General features: G+C 61.7%; 17 protein-coding genes. 6 read left to right on the forward strand and 11 right to left on the reverse strand.

Annotation, left to right across the window (positions count from 1 at the left end):
* The first annotated feature begins 66 nt into the window (after positions 1 to 66).
* The gene (locus AB4P91_RS02085) at positions 67 to 2,052 is read left to right on the forward strand and encodes a collagen-like triple helix repeat-containing protein (protein ID WP_395604226.1); all 1,986 of its coding nucleotides are present in this window, start codon (positions 67 to 69) and stop codon (positions 2,050 to 2,052) included.
* 132 nt (positions 2,053 to 2,184) lie between these two features.
* Complete coding sequence (locus AB4P91_RS02090; RefSeq protein WP_395604227.1) at positions 2,185 to 3,852, forward strand: ShlB/FhaC/HecB family hemolysin secretion/activation protein; 1,668 nt, start codon at positions 2,185 to 2,187, stop codon at positions 3,850 to 3,852.
* Positions 3,853 to 3,999: 147 nt separating this feature from the next.
* Here AB4P91_RS02090 and AB4P91_RS02095 read toward each other — a convergent pair whose 3' ends face one another.
* From AB4P91_RS02095 to cpaB, 8 genes are read right to left on the reverse strand one after another with little or no spacing between them, the layout of a single operon-like run.
* Positions 4,000 to 4,272 (reverse strand): DUF3613 domain-containing protein, encoded by a 273-nt coding sequence (locus AB4P91_RS02095; protein ID WP_150687511.1) that lies wholly within the window; start codon positions 4,270 to 4,272, stop codon positions 4,000 to 4,002.
* Between the two features lie 10 nt (positions 4,273 to 4,282).
* A complete protein-coding gene (locus tag AB4P91_RS02100; protein ID WP_150594130.1) occupies positions 4,283 to 4,972 on the reverse strand; it encodes a tetratricopeptide repeat protein in 690 nt (229 codons plus the stop codon).
* A 10-nt stretch (positions 4,973 to 4,982) separates the two neighbouring features.
* Positions 4,983 to 5,873 (reverse strand): type II secretion system F family protein, encoded by an 891-nt coding sequence (locus AB4P91_RS02105; RefSeq protein ID WP_150594129.1) that lies wholly within the window; start codon positions 5,871 to 5,873, stop codon positions 4,983 to 4,985.
* Positions 5,870 to 6,754: a type II secretion system F family protein gene (locus AB4P91_RS02110; RefSeq protein ID WP_395604228.1), complete on the reverse strand. Its 885-nt coding sequence runs from the start codon at positions 6,752 to 6,754 to the stop codon at positions 5,870 to 5,872. Before AB4P91_RS02110 ends, AB4P91_RS02105 begins: the two co-directional genes overlap by 4 nt.
* Positions 6,755 to 6,765: 11 nt before the next feature.
* Positions 6,766 to 8,037 carry a CpaF family protein gene (locus tag AB4P91_RS02115; protein WP_150594127.1) on the reverse strand — a complete coding sequence of 424 codons (1,272 nt, stop codon included), beginning with the start codon at positions 8,035 to 8,037 and terminating at the stop codon, positions 6,766 to 6,768.
* Entirely contained in the window at positions 8,034 to 9,224 is a 1,191-nt protein-coding gene (locus tag AB4P91_RS02120; protein ID WP_150594126.1) for a pilus assembly protein, read from the reverse strand. The genes AB4P91_RS02115 and AB4P91_RS02120 overlap by 4 nt, the downstream gene beginning before the upstream one ends.
* On the reverse strand, positions 9,221 to 10,465 hold the full coding sequence (locus AB4P91_RS02125; protein ID WP_395604229.1) for a type II and III secretion system protein family protein: 1,245 nt from the start codon (positions 10,463 to 10,465) through the stop codon (positions 9,221 to 9,223). The genes AB4P91_RS02120 and AB4P91_RS02125 overlap by 4 nt, the downstream gene beginning before the upstream one ends.
* Before the next feature lie 21 nt (positions 10,466 to 10,486).
* Positions 10,487 to 11,437, reverse strand: a complete 951-nt coding sequence (gene cpaB, locus AB4P91_RS02130; protein WP_395604230.1) for a Flp pilus assembly protein CpaB — start codon at positions 11,435 to 11,437, stop codon at positions 10,487 to 10,489.
* A 266-nt stretch (positions 11,438 to 11,703) separates the two neighbouring features.
* Between cpaB and AB4P91_RS02135 the strand changes: the two genes are divergently transcribed.
* Positions 11,704 to 11,991, forward strand: coding sequence for a Flp family type IVb pilin (locus tag AB4P91_RS02135; RefSeq protein WP_395604231.1), 288 nt, complete (start codon positions 11,704 to 11,706; stop codon positions 11,989 to 11,991).
* A gap of 59 nt (positions 11,992 to 12,050) precedes the next feature.
* Complete coding sequence (locus tag AB4P91_RS02140) at positions 12,051 to 12,458, forward strand: response regulator (protein ID WP_395604232.1); 408 nt, start codon at positions 12,051 to 12,053, stop codon at positions 12,456 to 12,458.
* 51 nt (positions 12,459 to 12,509) lie between these two features.
* On the opposite strand, the gene AB4P91_RS02145 is transcribed toward AB4P91_RS02140, so the two are convergent.
* Positions 12,510 to 13,283 (reverse strand): response regulator transcription factor, encoded by a 774-nt coding sequence (locus tag AB4P91_RS02145; RefSeq protein WP_150594121.1) that lies wholly within the window; start codon positions 13,281 to 13,283, stop codon positions 12,510 to 12,512.
* A 124-nt stretch (positions 13,284 to 13,407) separates the two neighbouring features.
* A complete protein-coding gene (locus AB4P91_RS02150) occupies positions 13,408 to 13,878 on the reverse strand; it encodes a prepilin peptidase (protein ID WP_395604233.1) in 471 nt (156 codons plus the stop codon).
* A 75-nt stretch (positions 13,879 to 13,953) separates the two neighbouring features.
* On the opposite strand from AB4P91_RS02150, the gene AB4P91_RS02155 reads away from it, so the two are divergent.
* Complete coding sequence (locus tag AB4P91_RS02155; protein ID WP_150594119.1) at positions 13,954 to 14,394, forward strand: TadE/TadG family type IV pilus assembly protein; 441 nt, start codon at positions 13,954 to 13,956, stop codon at positions 14,392 to 14,394.
* On the forward strand, positions 14,391 to 17,138 hold the full coding sequence (locus tag AB4P91_RS02160; RefSeq protein WP_395604234.1) for a PAS domain-containing protein: 2,748 nt from the start codon (positions 14,391 to 14,393) through the stop codon (positions 17,136 to 17,138). Before AB4P91_RS02155 ends, AB4P91_RS02160 begins: the two co-directional genes overlap by 4 nt.
* Here the strand turns inward: AB4P91_RS02160 and AB4P91_RS02165 are convergent.
* Positions 17,123 to 19,120 carry a pilus assembly protein TadG-related protein gene (locus AB4P91_RS02165; RefSeq protein ID WP_395604235.1) on the reverse strand — a complete coding sequence of 666 codons (1,998 nt, stop codon included), beginning with the start codon at positions 19,118 to 19,120 and terminating at the stop codon, positions 17,123 to 17,125. The genes AB4P91_RS02160 and AB4P91_RS02165 overlap by 16 nt on opposite strands.
* Positions 19,121 to 19,351 lie beyond the last annotated feature (231 nt).

The raw sequence follows: 19,351 nt of genomic DNA on the forward strand, positions 1-19,351 counted from the left end.
TCACCGACAACAGATCGGCGAGCCATCGAAGACGACGAACGTTGTGACAGGTGCAGGTACTCGATCATGAAAACTCAAAACGTGTGGTGCAAATCGGCAATCGCTCTGGCATTGATGCTTTCCCTCGGCCTCACCGGTTGCAGCAGCGGCGGTGGCGGTCACAAGAGCACTCCGGGCAGCTCTTCGTCGGACAGCGCCGCCGGTACCGATGGGACTGGCGGAACGGGTGGAACAGGCGGAACCGGTGATACTGCCGGCACTGGCGGCACTGGCGGCACTGGCGGAACCGGTGACACTGGCGGCACTGGCGGCACTGGCGGAACCGGTGACACCGCCGGAACGGGTGGCACAGGCGGCACTGGCAATACCGGAGGCACAGGCGGCACAGGCGGCACTGGCGGCACAGGCGGACCCGGTGATACCGCCGGCACGGGTGGAACCGGGGGGACCGGGGGAACGGGTGGCACCGGCGGTACTGATCCTACCAATCCGACAAACCCTACAAACCCGACAGATCCAACCAATCCAACGAACCCGACAGATCCAACCAACCCGACTAATCCCCCTCCAGCGCTGGTGACCACCACCCTCGTGCAGGATGTCGGTAAAACAGTCAGCGGCGTCGGCGATGGTGTTGGCCAGGTGGGCGACTCCCTGAGCGGCGCGCCAATCGTCGGCGGCGTAGTGCAGAGCGCGGCCAACACTGCTGGCAACGTCGTCACCACACTGGGTGATGGCGTAACCAACGGCATTGGTAAACTGGCGACTGATCCAAAAGGCCTCACCACTACCGTCTCTTCGGTCGGCGGCGTTGTGCAGGATGTCGGTGACGGCGTCTCCGATCTGAGCGGCAAACTGGCGACTGCAACCAATCGCGTCCCGGTGGTCGGCGGCGTGGTCACCAAAGTGGCTCCGTTGCTCGATGGCGTAGGCGTGAAAGTCACCATGCTCGGCGACACGTTGAACACAACACTCAGTACCGGCCCAACCAGCCAACTGACCAATACCGTTGGCGGCAAACTGGTGCCGGTGATTGCCATGGTTGAAAGTACGACTGACAAAATCGGTAGCGCCACCGGCCTGGGCACTCCGCTCAAAGGTGTGATCTCGCAAGTCGGCGGCGCGGTGAATGGCTTGGGTGGCAAGGTCACCGACGCCGGTCATGGCAATGCCCTGACCAACACCCTCGGCGGTGCGCTGAGCAATACCGGCACAGCCGTTGGCAAGGCCGGTGGCCTGGTGTCCAACGGCACCGGCTCGGGTACCGGTGGTATCGGCGGTGTCGGGGGTGTCGGGGGTGTCGGCGGCGCTGTGGGTGGGGCTGTCAGTGGTGTCGGCGGCGCTGTCGCAGGTATCGGTGGGGCGGTCGGTGGCATAGGTGGTGCAGGCGGTGCCGGCAGTACCGTAGGCGGCGCTGTCAGTGGTGTCGGCGGCGCCGTCGCGGCGGTCGGTGGCGCTATCAGTAGCGGCAGTGTCGGTGGCGGTGGCGTCGGTGGGGTCGGCGGCGCTCTGGCCGGCACGGGCCTGCTGCAAACCGTCGGCGGCGCAGTGGCCAACGTCGGCGCAGGCTTGAATGCCGGCAGCACCAACGGCGTGGTCAGTGCAGGTGGTGTAGCGGCCGGTGGTTTGGGCAATACCATCGCCTCGATCAACACTGCACTTGGCGGATCGGGCACACCGATCACCGCTCCGACGTCAGCACTGGCCACCGTCGGTGCCACAGTGGGTGCTGGTCTGAACCCGGTTACCAGCGCGGTCACCAGCCTGACCCAAAATGTCGGCGCCACCACCGGGATCTCCGCACCTGTGGCCGGTCTCACCACCCAGGTCGGCGGCGCAGTCAGCAACATCGGCAACACAATCGCTGCCACCAACAACCCGGTCACGACAGCCGTCGGAGGTCTGGTCAACAACGTGGGGGCTACCGTCGGCGCCGTCGGTGGGCTGGTCGATGGCGGTGCCGGTGCAGGCACTACCGGCGGCACCACAACTGGCGGGCTGGGCGGCGTGCTCGGTGGTTTGACCGGCGCTCTGGGAGGCAATAAACGCTAAATTGCACCTGGCCGATTCGACGGCCTTACCTACAGCGCCTACGCTTGGTTGAGGGCGGAAGATTCCCACGAGTCTTCCGCTTTTTTCTTAGGAAAATCAGCCCTTCGCTGTGTTCTGACCATGGAGTGTCCTATGCGCGTTATGGCATCCCTGCTGTGCCTCAGTCTCAGTTCCTCCGCCCTCGCCGACACCCTCCCCAGCTTTCTCAATAGCAACGAAACCACCCGCAACCTGCCCGTGCCCAACCTGCCGGCCGACGCTTATCGCCCAAGCACCACGCCGCTGGAAGTGCCTGACCCCGGCGCTGCCGCGCAACCGTTGCAAATGGAGACCAAGGTCAATCTGAGGACCGTGCAGATCGAAGGCGGAACGATTTATCCGCTCAACGAACTGGCCGAAGTCTACAAGCCGCTGATCGGCCGCCAGACCCGCCTCGCCGACCTGATCGAGGCCACGCGCAACATCACCCGACGCTATCAACAGGACGGCTATCTGTTGTCCTATGCCTTCCTGCCGCAACAGAATTTCGACGACGGCGTGGCGCGCGTGGTGCTGGTCGAAGGCTACGTTCGCGATGTGCAGATGCAGGGCGATGTCGGTCGGGTCAAAGGCCTGCTCGACAAACTGGCGGCGAAAATCCAGGCCGAACGGCCGCTGACGCGCAAGACCTTCGAGCGCTACACCACGCTGATGACGCGCATCCCCGGCGTGACGATTCAGGCCCAGGTGCCGCCGCCCGGCACCACTGACGGCGCTACGACGCTGATCGCCGAGGCCAGCCGCAAACCGTTCACCAGCACGCTGAGCGCCACCGAAAACAACCGTAACGGCACGCAAGCATTGCTCGGTGTCAGCAGCAATTCGCAGACGTCCATGGGCGAGCAACTGACCCTCAGCGGCCTGTTCCCGCCGGGGGATGACCACGAACGTTACTATCGCCTCGACTACAGCCAGTTTCTCGATGCTGAAGGTACACAACTGAATCTGTCGGCCTCGCGCTACCGTGCCGACCCCGGTACCGAGGTGCTGGTCAACAATGGCGGCCGCCTCGATACCCATCGCGAAAACGACCGTTACTCGATCGGCTTCAGCGTGCCGTTGATTGCCTCCGCCAACGAACTGCTGACTGCCGGCTCGCGCCTGTACGCGGTCGACGACAAGACCCGCTACGACGGCATCAACTTTCCGTTCAGCACGGAATTCCGCACCGACATTCGCGCCCTCGCCTTCGAAGGTGACTGGCGCAAGGCCGATGCCCGCCAATTGCGCATCCTCAGCGCAGGCGTCTATCAGGGTTTCGACAGCCTGGGCGCGCACACCAACTTCGACGACATCGACCTGGACTTCTTCCGCGCGCGGCTCTCCGGTGTGCAGAGCGACAAATTCTTCGATAACTGGCAAGGCGTGCTGTCGGCGGCGTTGTACTGGAGCGACGACACCCTGCCCGACAGCGAGCGCGCCGTGTTCGGCGGGCAGAATTTCGGTCGCGGTTATCCCGATGACCAGGCGTCCGGCGACAAGGGTTGGGGGGTGGCTTACGAGGTCAACTACAGCTTCAACCGGGAAGGCAACTGGGTGCGCATCCTGCAACCGTACGTGGTGCTCGACCGCTCACGCAGCTGGTTCAATGATTTGCCGGTGCAGGCCAATAACCTGTCATCGACAGCGATCGGGTTAAGGTTTGGTGACGCCAAGTACTACAACATTGCGTTGGAGGCGGCGAAGGCGATGTCCGATGAGGCACTGGACACTTTCAATCGCAAACCGCGGTACAGCATCAGCTTCAGTTATCAGTTGTAGGGGGCAGACCAGTTTGTAGGGCTGACAGACCGCCATCGCTGGCAAGCCAGCTCCCACAGGTCATGCGCCAGTCTCATATCAGCGCGGACCCTGTGGGAGCTGACTTTGCCAGCGATGAACGATAACGCGGTGAACCTGCCGACCAGATCAGCCGCCCGATCCGCTGTCGACCTCCCCGCCCTCGTCCTGATCGAAATACTGCGGAATCTCATGCAGGTAGCTTTTCAGCCAGCGCTGCATGGCCAGTTCCCGTTCAGTCGGCGTCTGGGTTTGCACGACCGGCGAGGCAACCTTGTTGCGGCTTTGCAGCAGCAGCCAGCCTTCGGTTTCCTGTTGCTGGGCCGAGGCCGGGCCGGCATCGATGGCGTGGCTGGTCAGCGGCAGTGCCAGCAGGCCAACAAAAAAAATGGCAGCTCTCATCGCGGTCTCCTTACTTGAGCATCGCCGTGACGGCGGCGGTGGCCGGGCTCGGCACTTTGAGTTTTTCCGCGCGGCCCTGGGCTTCGCTGAACTGCGCAGGGCTCAGGCCGAGACGGCTGACCAGTTCGGCGGCGCGGTTCCAGTCGTCCTGATAAAGCAACAGCGTCACCAGGTTCAGCGCCGCCAACTGATCGCTCTGCTTGAGCTCCATGGCGGTGAGGAATTCGAAGCGTGCGTCTTCAATGCGCAACTGGTTGAGGTAAACCACCCCCAGATCATTACGGATTTTTTCGTCAGTCGGCGCCAGGCGTGCGGCGCGTTGCAAGTGCGCCTGCGCCTGGGCGTAGTCGGACCTGGCGGCTGCCAATTGGCCCAAGCCATGTTCGGCTTCGGCGGCCAGGCATGAACCGAGCAGGCTGCGATACAAAGGCTCGGCCTCGCTGCGACCGAGCAAGCGGTACGCCTTGGCCTTGCGCAGACGCACATCCGCGATGTTGTCCGGCAGGCTTTGCAGGTTGGCGAGGCTGGCGTGCAGTTTGCCGTCGCTGGCCATGTCATCGGCGAGGTTCAGCGACAGCTGTTGATCGGAATTCAACTTGGCGCAACTGGCGTTACTGGTCAGCGCTTGCCACGGGTTTTGCCCGGTGTTGGCACAGCCACCGAGCATCAGCAAACAGACACCTGCAATCATTGCTTTCATCACCCCTCCTTCAAGCCCCCAACGCCTTCGCCAGGGCGGTGAAGCCCGGGCCGGCCAGGACAATCAATAACGCCGGGAAGAGAAACAGCATCATCACGACGGACATTTTCGCGGACATTTTCGAGATGTATTCCTGCAGGCGCGTCAGGCGCCGGTCATCGAGCAGTTGCTTGAGCGACAGCAGCGATTTCATCGCGCCGCCGCCCTGATACAGCAGTTGCTGGAGGATCACGCAGGTGTCGGTGAACTCGTCGACCGCCAGCAACTGCGTGGCTTTGTTGAGTTCTTCGCCCAGTTCAAGACCAGAGTCGACCCGCGCCAGCACCAGACGTAATTCCTGGGTCAGCACCGGCAGCAACGCCTGACTTTCGTGGCTCAATACACGCAGCGCCTGCTCCACGGCCATGCCGGATTCGAAGAGGATGCGCAACAGCGGGATGAACGTGCTGATCTCGCTGGCCAGTTGTTTTTGCCGGCGAGCGACCGCGATCACCAACAGCCGTTTGGGCAACAGATAGCCCACGCCGAGGGCGAACAGCGGCGCGATCCACTGTTTTTCCACGGCGGGAAAAAATACCGCTTGCAGCAGCACGGTCAGCGCCAGCAGCAACAACGGCGAGCCAATCTGGCAGGCGGCGAACAGCGAGCGCTGACGGGCGCTGCGCCAGCCGAGACGGTTGAGCAGGGTCTGGGTTTCGTTATCGAGCTTGACGCTGTGCTGGCCGACTTTGCTCTCGCCAAGCACGTGCAGCAGATTGCCGAAGCGATTCTGCCGCAGCAGGTCGCCCTCCAGTCGCCGGCTGATCTGCTGGCTGCGGCGGCGCTGATCCAGCAGGCTGAAAAGCAGCAACAGCGCGGCGCCCAGCAAGAGCAAGGCGCTGATCATCAGTGGCGTCGTCATAGGCTGCGCAACATCCGCCAGAGCAACAGACTGCCGATCACCTGCATGCCGAACGCCGTGGCCAGCATCCGCTGCCCGGAAGGGTCGTGCCACATGGCGACCAGATAAATCGGATTGGCCATCAGGAAATACCCGGCCATGGTGATCGGCAGCAGGCCCAGCACCCAAGCGGTGAGGCGGGTTTCACCGGTCATCGCGCGTAACTGACGCGCGGCCTGATCGCGCTCGCGGATCATCTTGATCAGGTTTTCCAGCAGCTCGCTGGCGTTGCCGCCGTAACGATGATTGACCTTGAGGCCGAGGGCGAACAGGCGAAACTCGTCGCGCTCATAGAGTTCGGCCAGATCCGACACGGCGTCCGGCAGACTCACGCCCAACTGCACGCCGCGCTGCACACGGCCCATGGCATCCTTGAGCGGATCTTCACTGGCGTCGATGGCACCGAGCACCGCATCGGCGAGGGTACGTCCGGACTTCAGGCTGCGCACAGTGTGGTCGAGCAATTGCGGCAATTGTTCGATCATTCGCCGCAGCCGACGTTGATAGCGCCAACTGACATACCCGCGCAGGGCAAGCGGCGGCAAGACGAACAGCACCAGCAAGCCAACCAGCCCCGCCACGGCGAAACCGATGAGCATCGCAAAGGCCCACAGCAGCAACCAGAGGCCGATACGCTCGGTCGGCCGGCCCAGTCCCGCACGCAGAAACGCGCGTTCAAGCCCCGCCCAGCACGGTGCCTCCACCGTTAATGGCGGTTGCCCCTGATTCAGCCGATCAAGCACCCGTTCGGTCCCGCCCTGACGCCAGCCGCTGTAGAACAGCCGCAGCGACAACCCCAGCAAGGTCAGGCAAATCACGATCAGCAACAGCGGTTTGAGCATGCTGTGGGCCCTCAGTGCGCAAGCATCGGTTCACGGCGCAACTTGTCGCCCGCCGGGTTGACCGCCTCGCGCATGAAGCCGAAGCCTGTGCGGCGGTCGAGACGGAACAGCGTATTGGTGACGTAGACGTCATCGCGCACGCCGACCACCTCCACCACCTCACTGACGCAGCGACGGCCGTCCGGCATGCGCGTCAGTTGAATCACCACATCCAGCGCGGCGCAAATCATCTGGCGCAGGGTGCGTTCGGCGATGGTGCGCCCGGTCAGGCCGACCAGGGTCTCCAGACGCAGCAAGGCGTCCTGGGCATTGTTGGCGTGCACGGTGCTCATCGAGCCGTCGTGACCGGTGTTCATCGCCGTCAGCACATCGACCACTTCAACGCCGCGAATCTCGCCAAGGATGATCCGGTCGGGCCGCATGCGCAGAGCGTTGCGGATCAGGTCGCTGGCTTTCACCTCGCCATGGCCTTCGGCGTTTGGCGGCCGGGTTTCGAGGCGCACGACGTGAGGATGACCGAGCTGCAATTCGGCAACGTCTTCGATGGTCACCAGACGTTCATTAGGATTGATCAATTGACTGAGGATGTTTAGCAAGGTGGTTTTGCCGGTGCCGGTGCCGCCGCTGATGAGGATGTTGCAGCGCTTGCCCACCGCCTCCTGGATGAAGTCGAAGATCGCCTGATCGATGGTTTGCATTGCCATCAAGTCAGTGCTCTTGAGCATGTCCTTGCGAAATTTGCGGATCGACAGGCACGGCCCGTCGAGGGCAATCGGCGGAATGATGGCGTTGACCCGACTGCCATCGGGCAGGCGTGCATCAACCATCGGCGACGACTCATCGAGACGCCGACCCAGTGGCCCGAGAATGCGCTGCATCACCCGTTCAACGTGGTGCGCATCAATAAAGCGCAGGTCGCTAAGGTGCAGCACGCCGTCGCGTTCGATGAACACCCGGTGCGGGCCGTTGACCAGAATCTCGGTCACCGCGCTGTCGCGCAGCAGCACCTCCAGCGGGCCGAAACCGGTCAGCTCATCGACGATTTCTTCGGCCAGACGCTCCATCTCATAACGGGAAATCGCCAAATGCAGGCGCGCGATGTATTCGGCGACCTTGTCGATGACGAATTGCGAAAGCACCTGCCGCGAGCCTTCCAGCAGGTTTTTCCCTGACTCTTCGATGGCGTCGATGATGTAACGGTGCAGCACCAGTTTCAGGCCATCGTGATCGGTGTTGCCGGACGCGGGGCGCTGCGACCCGCCGAACAATTGCTCGCCGTTCATGAGGTGCCTCGCAAGCGGTCGAACCAGCTGACTTTGGGTTTGGCCAGGCCCTCGGAGCGTTTTGCCAGACGTTCGCCGAGGGTACGCAGGCTCTGGCTGATGGCTTCACGCGGGGCCAGTTCGAACAGGCTGACGCCCTGGTTTTTGGCGTTAAGGCGGACCTCCGGGCTGTAGGCCAGCACCGCGATTACCTCCAGGCCGAAGGTTTTGCCGAGGGTGTCGGAATCCGGTGCGACGTTGCGCAGGTAACGATCCACCAACAGCCGGCAGTGGTCGAGTTTCATGCCTTTTTCGCGCCACAGATTGAGCACCGCAAGGTTGCGCCGACAGTCGAGAACGTTCTGGTCGGTGTACCAGATCAGCTTGTCGCAATGGCTGACGAAGGTGCGCAGCGCTTCGCTGTCGGGCTGACCGGTGAGGTTGACCACGATGTGCTGGAAGTGCTGGCGCAAGGCACTGAGCAACATGTACAACTCGGCGGCGCTGGTGCGCTCCAGCGGCTCGTCGCCATTGGCGTAGGCAAGAATGCGCAGGCCCGCTTCGGCGCTGGTGAAGGCGCTGTCGATCAGGGTCGTGTCGAGCCGCCGCAAGTGACGCAGCGCATCGCCGAAATGGAACGAACTCTCGAGCCCGAGCAAGGCCAGACTGTCGCCGCGCGGCAGGCCCAGATCGAGCAGCAAGGTTTGCTGGCCGCTCTTCTGCACCACCAGCGCCATGTGGTTGGCGAGCAGTGCGCCGTCGGCGTTGCTTTGTACGCCGTAGAGCACGGTCAAACCACCGAGCTGAGTGCTCGGCGTCACCGCCGGCAGGCGTTTGCTCAGGCGTCGCACCAGCCCGGCCACTTCACTGGAGCGTGAACCGTAGGCGACAAAATCCCGCGCGCCGGCGCGCATTGCGTTGAGCACCAACTGATTGTCCATGCCGTCACCGAGGGCGACGATGGCGAGCATCGGCTTGGCTTCCAGCACTCCTTCGATCAGGGCGCTTTGCGCCACCAGATGATCACGATCAAGCCCCACGAACACCAGGCTGGCGAAGGTCACATCGACCAGCGCCAGCAACTCGTCAAGGCTGCCGCCACCGGCGCTGACCACTTGCCCCAGTGGCGCCAGCGCACCTTGCAGCCACTCAAGATCGGTGTCGTTACGGGTGATGGCGAGGAAGGTCTGACTCAGGTTCTGGCTCATTGCGATAATCCGCTGCGTTTATCGAAGTTGCCGTTTTCGAGGAAGTACAGGCGATACCAGTTCGGGTCGTAGTTGCGCAGTTTTTCCCCCGGCAGCGAAGGCAGCGGCGCATTGGCAGCCAGTGGCTGCACCAGGTGCGGGGTGACGATCATCAGCAACTCGCGCTCTTCGCGATTGATCGACGAGTTGCGGAAAAATGCGCCGAGGACCGGGATGTCGCCAAGGCCGGGAAACTTGTTCACTTCAGAGGCGTTGCGCGTGCTGATCAACCCGCTGATCACAAAGCTTTCACCGTCGGCCAGAGAGATGCTGGTGTCGGTGCGGCGGATGGTGAATGCCGGCACGGTGGTGCCGCCGATGGTCACGCCATTGTTGTAGTCCAGCTCGCTGACTTCAGGGGCGACTTTGAGCGCGATGCGGTTGTTGCTGACCACGGTCGGGGTCAGCGTCAGGCGGATGCCGAACTCCTTGTATTCGATGGAGTAACTGTTGCTGTTGGCGCTCGGCACCGGGATCGGAATCTCACCGCCAGCAAGGAAGCTCGCGCTCTGCCCGCTCAACGCCACCAGACTTGGCCGCGCCAGGGTGTAGGCAAAACCGCTGCCTTCCAGCGCATTGACGATGCCGAGAAATTTGCTGCTGCCGCCGCCCCAGACAATGTTGAACGCGTCGTTGACCAACGGAATGCTCGGCGCAATGACCGGCACCGTACCCGGCCTGACTACGGTGCCTGGCACCGTGCCCGGGCCGCCGAACAGGAAGTTGTTGGAGCCTTTACCGTAGATCGAGGTGCCGGCCTCTTTCAGTTTGGTGCGGCTGACTTCGACAAAACGGATGTCGGTCTGTACTTGCGACGGCAGGTTCAAGTCGGCGCTTGCCGGTAACGCAACAGCGGTCATCGCCGCACTGGCCTTGCCCTGCACAAACACCATGCTTTGCAGCGGCGCGCTGGCACAGGCACTCCAGATCATCAACGTGGTGGCGCCGGGCGCGACGCCGGTGAGCAACACCCCTTGATCGCCGGTCACGCGCACATCGGCGATTTTCGGGTCACCCACCGCCACCCGAGTGATGGGCACGGGTGATTGCAGCGCTTGTTGCAGGCCTTCGCCGACTTCCAGTGTCGCCGGCAACGGACCGAGCGCGGCGCAGTTGCTGGCGGCGGCAGTGCCGATCGAGGCGACGCTCAGCAGCGAGACTCGAAACAGGCCGTTGAACAGAGGCGTAAAGCGTTTGCGCATGTAAAGGCGTCCTTGCTCGGATCAGGGAGTGGGTTGGGCGGTGTCTGCACCGCGGATGACTTCCACGGCGGGTTTGCGCGCAGCCGGTTGGCCGGCCACAGCGACGGGCCTGGGCGGGGGTGTCAGGGACAATTGGCTGAACTCGAGCAAATCCCGACGCGGTGTATCGAGCCGTGTGGCCACATCGTTTTCGCCGGCCCAGTATTTCGCCAGTTGCTGCTCATCGGCGCTGCGCACAGCGAGGCGTAGCACACCGGCGCCCGACGCCAGCATCAAACGACTGAGCAACGGTTCCGGCACCGCAAGCACCACGCTGCGCGCGGCCAGGCGTTGTTGTTCCTGTTTTAGGCGCTCTTCCTCGGTACGCGTGGGGCTGGCGGGTTGACCCTCGTTGGTCAGGCCCATCTGGCTGCCGACGACCAGCACGCGCACCGCTGGCACCACCAGTTGCGCCGAGGCCTGCGAGTTGCTTTCGTCCTTGCGCAGAAACAGCAGCACATCGACGTAATCGCCGGGCGCCAATTGGCCACCGGCGTTAATCACTTCATCCACCGCCACGGCCAACGCGCGTTCGCCAGGGCGGATCATGCGTGCCAGTTGGCTGCCCGCTTCGAAGCTTTCTTCACTCAACCAACTACCGGCGCTCAACGGGCGCCAAGGCGTGCGGCCGATCACCTGGTCGACACCGCCAAGGCTGCCGGCGGGAGCAGTGCGCAGTTTTTCCACCGCGACATCGGCCGCGGTGATTTTCACGAACGGCGCGATATCGCGCAGCAGGACAACAACGGGTTGGCGGGTCGGGTCTTCAACCGGTGTCGCAGGCGCAACGTTCGGTGCTACGACAGCTACAGCAGCGGGCGCTGCGGCCGGTTCAACGGCCGGTTGACGGCTCAAAGTCAGCCCCCAGTATCCGGCGAGGATGGCGCCTAGCAGCAGCAATCCGGCCAGACCCAAAGTGACGCGACTGTTCATGACGGCTCTCCCTTTCCTGCTGCGTTGTGTCTTTTGCAATGACCCGTGTATCCATCGAGACAAATTCGCAATCAGGCAGCTATGAACAAGTAACTATTTCGCTATTTGACGGTAGCGCAGCGCGAACAAAACGCCATTAAACACGCTCAAATATCCGCGAAAATCAGAGGGCTAACGCGCCAAACGTCGTTTTATGCCGTTAAACCGCGCACCTCTACTAAAGCGTTAATTCGTTCTTACAGTTGTTGGGGCAGGAAATGCCGACAATGCTGATGCTGGCACAGGGAAATCATGTTGCGAACGCGCAACACCTGGTGCGCTCAAGGAGAATCCTCATGTCGTATTCCCGCGTTGTTGCGAAAATCAAATCCGAATTCGCGTTCTTCAAAAACCTGGCCAAAGACACTGAGGGTGCTTCGGCTATCGAATATGCGCTGGTGGTTGGTCTGGTGGCGCTGGTGATTGCTGCGTTCGGGAACGGCATCGGCACGCAGGTCACCAGGATTTTGACCGCTATCCAAACCGCGCTGACACCCGCCGTCACCGGCAGTTAACTTGTCAATGCAGCCATTGGGTTCTAACGTCAGCACTTAGTCCATTGCAGGTGTTGCCCATGAACTCTTCACATACTCCGCGCCAGCAGTTGCTCCTCGTCGACGATGAAGAGGACGCACTGCTGGAGCTTGCGGAGTTGCTGGAGGGCGAAGGCTTCACCTGTCACACCGCAACGTCGGTGAAGCTCGCCTTGCACCATCTCACCCGCCATCCCGATATCGCCTTGGTGATCACTGATCTGCGCATGCCGGAAGAAAGCGGGATGTCGCTGATCAAGCGTCTGCGTGAACACACCTCGCGCCAGCATTTGCCGGTGATCGTCACGTCCGGGCATGCGGACATGGAGGATGTCAGCGACATGCTGCGTCTGCAGGTGCTGGACCTGTTCCGCAAACCGATTTATCACGTGCGCTTGCTGGAAACCCTCGACAACCTGTTTCCCAAGTCGAAGATCTCTATCGGTTGAGTTGCGGCGGTTGAGGTAGGTGACCCCGCGCAAGAGCGGGGTCGACAAGGGTCAGTGCGCGGTCACGCGTTGACGTCCCGAGTTGCTCGGTGACAACGCCAAAGCCAATTGGGTGCGGTTGTGCATATGCGTCAGGCGCAGCACCTGCGAGACATAGAGTTTTACCGTGTTTTCGGTAATCCCCAGTTCACACGCGATCTGGTAGTTGGTCTGGCCCTTGCCTACCAACCGCGCGACATCGAGCTGGCGTGGCGACAGCTGATTGAAAATCGCCGGTATCTCCAGCCCTTCGACATTACCCGACGCTTCGTCACTCACCGTGGCAGGACCGCGGCGGACTTTGTCGAGGTCCTGGTAAAGGTCGTCAATCGACTCGGACAGGTATTGCAGCTTCTGATTCAGATGGCCCAGTTGCAGGGTTTTCTGCCGCTCTTGCAGTGCCACTTCCTGGCGTTGCAGACCTTCGAGCAGTTCGTCCAGATCAATCGGCTTCTGGTAGTAGTCGGCAATCCCGGCGCGCAATGCCTTGATCACGTCCTGCTTGTCGGCGCGCCCCGTGAGCATGATGGCTTCGAAAGCACGGTGCTTGCCCGACAACCGTTGCAGTTCCTGCACCAGTTCAATGCCGTCCATGTCCGGCATATGCAAGTCACACAACACCAGGCCGATGGCTGAGTCTTCGATGAATTGTTCGATCGCCTGCTTGCTTGATTCGCAAGGCACGCAACGATAGCCGCTGCTCTCGAGGAATTCGCAGAGTTCTTCGACAACCAGCGGCTGATCGTCGACTACCAGAACCTTTATTGCAGACGTAAGCTTGTTCACTTGCCACTCCATGCCCAGGCCAAAGGCTGACCGTTCCTGTACTTACAGCGCAATGCTGTACAGCGTTGCTTTGAAAGTAGACGCACTTTCTGACTATGTACATAGCAGTAGTGGCAAGGGACGACTAGTGGAACCAGAGCAGAGCGAGAATTGTTCCAGCCAGCACGAACGGTGCAAATGGCAGCTTTTTTGACATCTCTGGTGCCATATATCGAAGATGTTCTCTAAGTCCTTGACGCATATGCAGCCAGAGTTTTGGCACCAGCAGTATCCACAGGGCGCTGGTCAGCGCTGCACCGATAAATACCCCGAGCAAGTGCGCACCGTCCGTCGCAATGGCCAAGGCTGTCATTAATTTCACATCGCCCGCGCCAAAACGTTTCAAAATACAACCGGGAAGAGTAAGCACCAGCGCCAGCAATACTGCCCAGCCGCCTTGTGCCGCATCGGCCCCGATCCAGGTGTGACCGGTCAACAGCAAGTACGCCGCGGCGAGGCTGCCGACACCCAGCGTGAGGGCGTTGCCAATACGCCGTTGCCGGGCATCCTGCGCCGCGCATAGCGCCAGCCAGATCAGTAGGACAAAGCTGTGCATGCGGTAAAAAACGTCCGTTTTGGCCGAATGATTCTATGCTGACATTACGTAGTGAATGTCAGGGTAGACGCAGTCATGAAATCCGGCCTCCCCCGCAAGCAAAAAGGCGCAGTCGCCATCGAGTTCGCCTTGGTCTTCATCATCTTTTTTGCTGTGTTTTATGGCCTGGTCAGCTACAGCTTGCCGCTGTTGCTGATGCAGTCGTTCAACGAATCGACGGCCGAGGCTGTGCGGCGCAGCGTGGCGCTTGATCCGGCCACCGACAATTACCCCACCGTCGTCACCACCACTGCCAGAACCGAACTGGCCAGACAACTGGCCTGGCTACCCGGCGCCTTGGACTTCAACGCCACCTCGGACAGCACCATCACTTACGTCGCAGGCGTGCTGACCGTAACCATCCACTATCCCACCAGCAAATTGAATCAGGCGCTGCCGTTCCTGGTGCTGCCGGGGATCGGTTCAGTGCCGCGCCTGCCAGCGACATTGAGCGCCTCGTCGAGCCTGCAATTTTGAATACGGGTGACAAGCTGTTCGCCCGCCTGCTCAACCGACAACCCGGCCCGTCTCAGCCTCTGAACAATCCTGTCGTGCCAGGCGTCGGCTTGCAGCTGTATCTGGATGACGACGGCCACGTCGAGCATTTGAGCGGACCATTGCGCCATTTGCTTGCGCAACAAAAGCCCGGCAGCCATACCGCGTCGCTGCTCGAATATTTATTGCCGCACAGCCGCCTTGCGCTGGAAGGTCGACCGTTCGACTGGCAAGGCCAACTGCTCGACCTGGATTTTTTCAGCCTGGCTGGCCTGCCATTGCATTTGCGCGGCTGGGTGCAGGCGCAAGGTGACGGCTGGCTTCTGCAATTGCTGGACATCAGTGACCTGCTCGGCGAACGGCGGCAGGCGCGCAGCCGTGAGCAATGCCAGTGGCTGGCCACACAGGTTCGCGATCAACTGCGTCTGGGCAGCCTCGCCCGCCTTCCGCAGATGCTGAGCGAACAGCTGCAACGCTTGGGTCAGCACTTGCGCATTCCCAGCGTGGCGGTGGCCCTGCTCGATGAGCAGGGTCAGGGCTGGCAGATTCATCAGTACTACGCGGCGCCGAATGCACCGCAGGTGTGGCGTGATCAGCAGCGCCTGGGCACCGCCCTCGACAGCCTGAACGGCGCCCTGCCGCAACGTTTGCTGGCGAGCGAGCAGCCGCGACTGAGTGCGTTGCTCGGCCCGAACGAAGGTTTTGCCGTGCCCTACCGCGACGCTCAAGGCGTGGCGGCATGGTTGCTGTGCGCGGACTATAACGCGGCGCAACAGGTGCCCGACCTGAACGATCACGACTGGCTGTTGTTGGCTGCCGCCGTCGCCGCGCCTTTGTTGGAGCGACTGCGCGAGCACCGTCATCATCAACAGCTGGAACGACTGGAACTCCTCCAGGCATTGCTCAGCACCGGTTGGTGGGAAGTCAGCAGCGCCAGCGCCGAAGTGCAACTGGCGCCGATACTGGCTGAGCACCTCGGCCTGCAGGCCGAGCGCATCTCGATCGAGGACTGGTTCAGCCACGTGCATCCCGCCGACCGCGATGAGCTGCGCAGCCATCTGCAAGCCTTGCAGGATGACGGCACCCCGCTGGAATTGTGCGTGCGCCTGCAAACCAGCGATCAATCGTTGCCGCTGTGGTATCGCCTGCAAGGCCGGTCGCTGGGCATCGGTGCCGAGCGCCGACTGGTAGGGTTCATGCTCGACATCAGCGACATCAAGAATCAACAGCAGCAGGCCGCCGCTGCTCATGCGCGACTGGACAATCTGATCGCCAGTTCACCCGCGGTGATTTACGTGCAGCGCTACGTAGAAGGCGCGCTGCAACCGACGTTTTTCAGCGCCAGCCTGCAACCCTTGCTCGGGTGGAATCTCGCCGATTGTGCCGATGGTCGACTGGTGGAGCACGTCCACCCCGAAGACCGTCCGCGCTATTTCGAACGCACTCGCCAGTTGCTGCGTGAAGGCTCGGTGAGCGCTCGTTATCGGGTGATCGACCGTCAGGGTCAGGCGCACTGGTTGCTCGATGAAGCCAAACTGCTGCGCGACGATCTCGGCCTGCCCGTCGAAGCGGTGGGCCTGTGGCTGGACGTCACCGAAGCGACGCTCGCCGCCGAGCAGGTCAAGGCCAGCGAGGAGCGCTACCGGATTCTGGTCGAAGATTCGCCGGCGATGATTTGCCGCTACCGCCCGGACCTGACACTGACCTTCGGCAACCGGCCGTTGGCGACTTATCTGGAGTGCGCGCCGGAGCAGTTGCCCGGGGTGAATCTGGGCAACTGGATGTCTGACGAACAGCGCGAAGCCTTTGTTCAGCGCCTGGCGCAACTGACCCCGGAACTGCCGGTGAGTACCGCCGAAATCAATCTGCGCCTGCCCGGTCGCGAGCATGCGTGGTGGGTCTGGTCGGATCGTGGCGTGTTCGATGAGCACGGGCGTTTGCTCGAAGTGCAAGCAGTGGGCCGCGACAACACCGAAGTGCGCCGCTCGCAGCAGCAACTGACGCAGAGCGCAAAAATGGCCACCCTCGGCGAAATGGCCACCGGCCTGGCGCACGAGATCAATCAGCCGCTGAACGTGATGCGCATGGCCATCGTCAATGTACTCAAGCGTTTGAGCAACGGCGATGTGCAGATCGACTATCTGACCGACAAGCTCAAACGCATTGACGCCCAGGTGCAACGGGCGGCGCGAGTGGTGGATCACATGCGTGTGTTCGGCCGCCGCTCGGAAATCGAACAACACCCCTTCAACCCCCTCGATGCCATTGAAGGCACGCTGGCGCTATTGTCCGAAGGCCTGCGCGGCAAAGGCGTCGAGTTGCGAATCAAAGAGGCTGGCTTTGAGGTTCAGGTGCGCGGTTACGTCGATCAGCTTGAGCAAGTGCTGATCAACCTGATGGTCAATGCCCGTGACGCCCTGCTCGGCAAGCGTGAGACCCATCGCGACTTTCAGCCATGGATCGCCGTGCACGCCGAGTGCGACGAGCATGTGGTGCGGCTGTGGGTCGAGGACAACGGCGGCGGCATTGATCCGCGCCTGCTGGAGCGAATCTTCGAGCCGTTTTTCACCACCAAACCCGTCGGCGTCGGCACCGGTCTGGGCTTGTCGGTGAGTTACGGCATCATCGAAAACATGGGCGGGCGCCTGAGCGTGCGCAATGGCGACGAGGGTGCGCGGTTCTGTATCGAGCTACCGATTGCACCCAGCGATCAGATCACCAGATAGGCTCTGCCCGTCTGCCCGCACGTCATGTTGGCGCCCACATCGACGTCCATCAGATTAATGCCCAGGCTTTTCAGCAGGTTGTTGAGCAGGGGGTCGAGCAGCGGCGATATCAGCCCGGTCACCACTGGCAACAGACGATTGGTGACATCGCTGATCAAGGACGCCACGCCCGTCACGATAGCGCCCAGCGGGTTGCTGCCCACCGGTCTGTAGACGATCAGGTTGATGCCCGCCAGGCTATTGGCCAGGCTTGCAACGATATCGTTTGTCGGTACCACCGCCTGAATACTTGGCGGCAGTTTCAGGTTGGCCGGGGTGGCGAACGGCGTGGCGCTGGAAAACAGCAAGTCCTGCGAGTTTTGCGCAACGCTGGTGTCGAGTTTGATCCCGATTCCACCGGCGCGATATGGCACATGGGTGGCGGGATTGCACGAGCCAATCCCGAGAATCTTGTGACACGTGACAGTGCCAAGATCGATCAACGGCAGCGGCATGACCGTCGGCTCGGCGACCGACGAGAAAGCGTTGATCGGGTCGATCTGGCCGACCTTGAGATCGGCGATAGAGGTAATGGTGTGGGCGGTCAGGCTTTTCGTACCCGTGCTGCCGGTCGGGCAACTGTAATCAGTGACATAACTCTTCGCGCCGCCGGCATCGAGGGCAATATCGATTCGCGGGGATGGCAGCAATTTCGGATCAAGCTGTTCGCAACCAGCGCCCAGCAAACACAACACGGAATTAAGCGTATCCACCAGATTCAGGCTCAACAGCGCATTCAACGTCGGGGTCAATGTGCCGACTAATCCCAGCACTGCGTTGGCCAACCCGGTGACCCCCGTAAGCACCGGCAGATTGACTGACAACATCGTACGAACTTGCGCCGTGCGCACAAAGATCCGGTCCGGCCCCAGCGGGTTGGCCTTGGCTCGGGCCGGGTCGCCAATCGCGGAAAACTGCGGTGGTTCGATCACTTTCACCCGCACCGTAACGTTCGCCAACCCCGGCAGATTGATCGGCAACGTCGCCGCTACCGCGCTTTTGCTGTTGGCCAGTTGCACCACGCCCTGTATCAGTTGCAGCAGTTGCAGATTGGCATCCAGCCCGGCCGATGTGGTGCCGGTCTGCAATTGCAGAATCTCGCCGAGCCTGACCGGCGCCGCGTTGATCGCGGCCACTTGCAGCGCGCCGAGCGCGGTGATCACTTCAGCGGTCGCGCCGTTGAGTTGCGCCACTGTCGCAGCGGCTTGAATCAGTTGCGTGACCGAGGCTTGAGTGTTGAGCAATTGGCTGTAGTTGCCGGCCGCGACATTGAGGTTGATCGCCAGTTGATCAAGGTATTTGAGCAGGTTGATATCAGTCTTCAACAGTCCATCCCAGCCCAGCGCGGTGAGGTTGACGTTGCCACCGAGCAGTCCCGAAAACAGCGGGTTGAGAATATTCGACTGAGCGGTATCGATGCTCGCCAGATTACTGCGAATGTTCAGTTGGGCGACGGTCGGCTGCGGTTTTGCGGCAACGGCGGAAGCCTGCAAGGTAGTGTTCTGGCTGACCGATGCCCCCGAGAACAACGCGCGTATGCCACGGGCGAAACTGGTGGTCACCGTGCGACTGGCCGCAACCCGGACCGCGGCCGACTGAGCCGCATCAGCGGTGAACGTGCGCATCCCGTCGGCACCGGTCAGCAAAGTGCCACAACTGGTCGCCAGGGTATTGGCGGTATCGACGGTGTAACCATTGCGCACGGCGCTTTGCCCGGCGTAAGTAGCTGCCGTCAGGCCAGGCAGGCAATGGCCACCGCGACTCACCGCTTCCAGGGCGGCGTTATCCACCACGCGCTGCAGTTTGCGCTGCTCCATGTACAAGCGGCCGGTATCGACCACCAGCAACATCATCAACACCGCAACGCCGAGGGTCATTGCCGCCGTCAGACCGATCGCCCCGCGCTGTCGGGCCGGGCTGTTGAATTGTGAACGAGGGAACATCGCGCACTCCTTTGCCGGCGCACCGCCGAGCGCAACCTCCATGGGTGGATTTGAGTGTAGACGGGGCCCGGCGAGGCTGCTGGCACCAAGCCAGTTCTGTCATCACAAAACACAGTGGGAGCGAGCTTGCTCGCGAAGGCGTCTTGTCAGTAAAACTGATCGTGAATGACACACCGCTTTCGCGAGCAAGCTCGCTCCCACAGGGGATTTGTGGTGGGGCAAAGAAACGGG

It is taken from the genome of Pseudomonas sp. B21128, assembly GCF_044218865.1.
GTDB classification, from domain to species: domain Bacteria; phylum Pseudomonadota; class Gammaproteobacteria; order Pseudomonadales; family Pseudomonadaceae; genus Aquipseudomonas; species Aquipseudomonas iridis.

Coding starts and splice junctions, on each gene's coding strand:
- AB4P91_RS02085 (WP_395604226.1), top strand. CDS start 67: ATGAAAACTCAAAACGTGTGGTGCAAATCGGCAATCGCTCTGGCATTG.
- AB4P91_RS02090 (WP_395604227.1), top strand. CDS start 2,185: ATGCGCGTTATGGCATCCCTGCTGTGCCTCAGTCTCAGTTCCTCCGCC.
- AB4P91_RS02095 (WP_150687511.1), bottom strand. CDS start 4,272: ATGAGAGCTGCCATTTTTTTTGTTGGCCTGCTGGCACTGCCGCTGACC.
- AB4P91_RS02100 (WP_150594130.1), bottom strand. CDS start 4,972: ATGAAAGCAATGATTGCAGGTGTCTGTTTGCTGATGCTCGGTGGCTGT.
- AB4P91_RS02105 (WP_150594129.1), bottom strand. CDS start 5,873: ATGACGACGCCACTGATGATCAGCGCCTTGCTCTTGCTGGGCGCCGCG.
- AB4P91_RS02110 (WP_395604228.1), bottom strand. CDS start 6,754: ATGCTCAAACCGCTGTTGCTGATCGTGATTTGCCTGACCTTGCTGGGG.
- AB4P91_RS02115 (WP_150594127.1), bottom strand. CDS start 8,037: ATGAACGGCGAGCAATTGTTCGGCGGGTCGCAGCGCCCCGCGTCCGGC.
- AB4P91_RS02120 (WP_150594126.1), bottom strand. CDS start 9,224: ATGAGCCAGAACCTGAGTCAGACCTTCCTCGCCATCACCCGTAACGAC.
- AB4P91_RS02125 (WP_395604229.1), bottom strand. CDS start 10,465: ATGCGCAAACGCTTTACGCCTCTGTTCAACGGCCTGTTTCGAGTCTCG.
- cpaB (WP_395604230.1), bottom strand. CDS start 11,437: ATGAACAGTCGCGTCACTTTGGGTCTGGCCGGATTGCTGCTGCTAGGC.
- AB4P91_RS02135 (WP_395604231.1), top strand. CDS start 11,704: ATGCTGATGCTGGCACAGGGAAATCATGTTGCGAACGCGCAACACCTG.
- AB4P91_RS02140 (WP_395604232.1), top strand. CDS start 12,051: ATGAACTCTTCACATACTCCGCGCCAGCAGTTGCTCCTCGTCGACGAT.
- AB4P91_RS02150 (WP_395604233.1), bottom strand. CDS start 13,878: ATGCACAGCTTTGTCCTACTGATCTGGCTGGCGCTATGCGCGGCGCAG.
- AB4P91_RS02155 (WP_150594119.1), top strand. CDS start 13,954: ATGAAATCCGGCCTCCCCCGCAAGCAAAAAGGCGCAGTCGCCATCGAG.
- AB4P91_RS02165 (WP_395604235.1), bottom strand. CDS start 19,120: ATGTTCCCTCGTTCACAATTCAACAGCCCGGCCCGACAGCGCGGGGCG.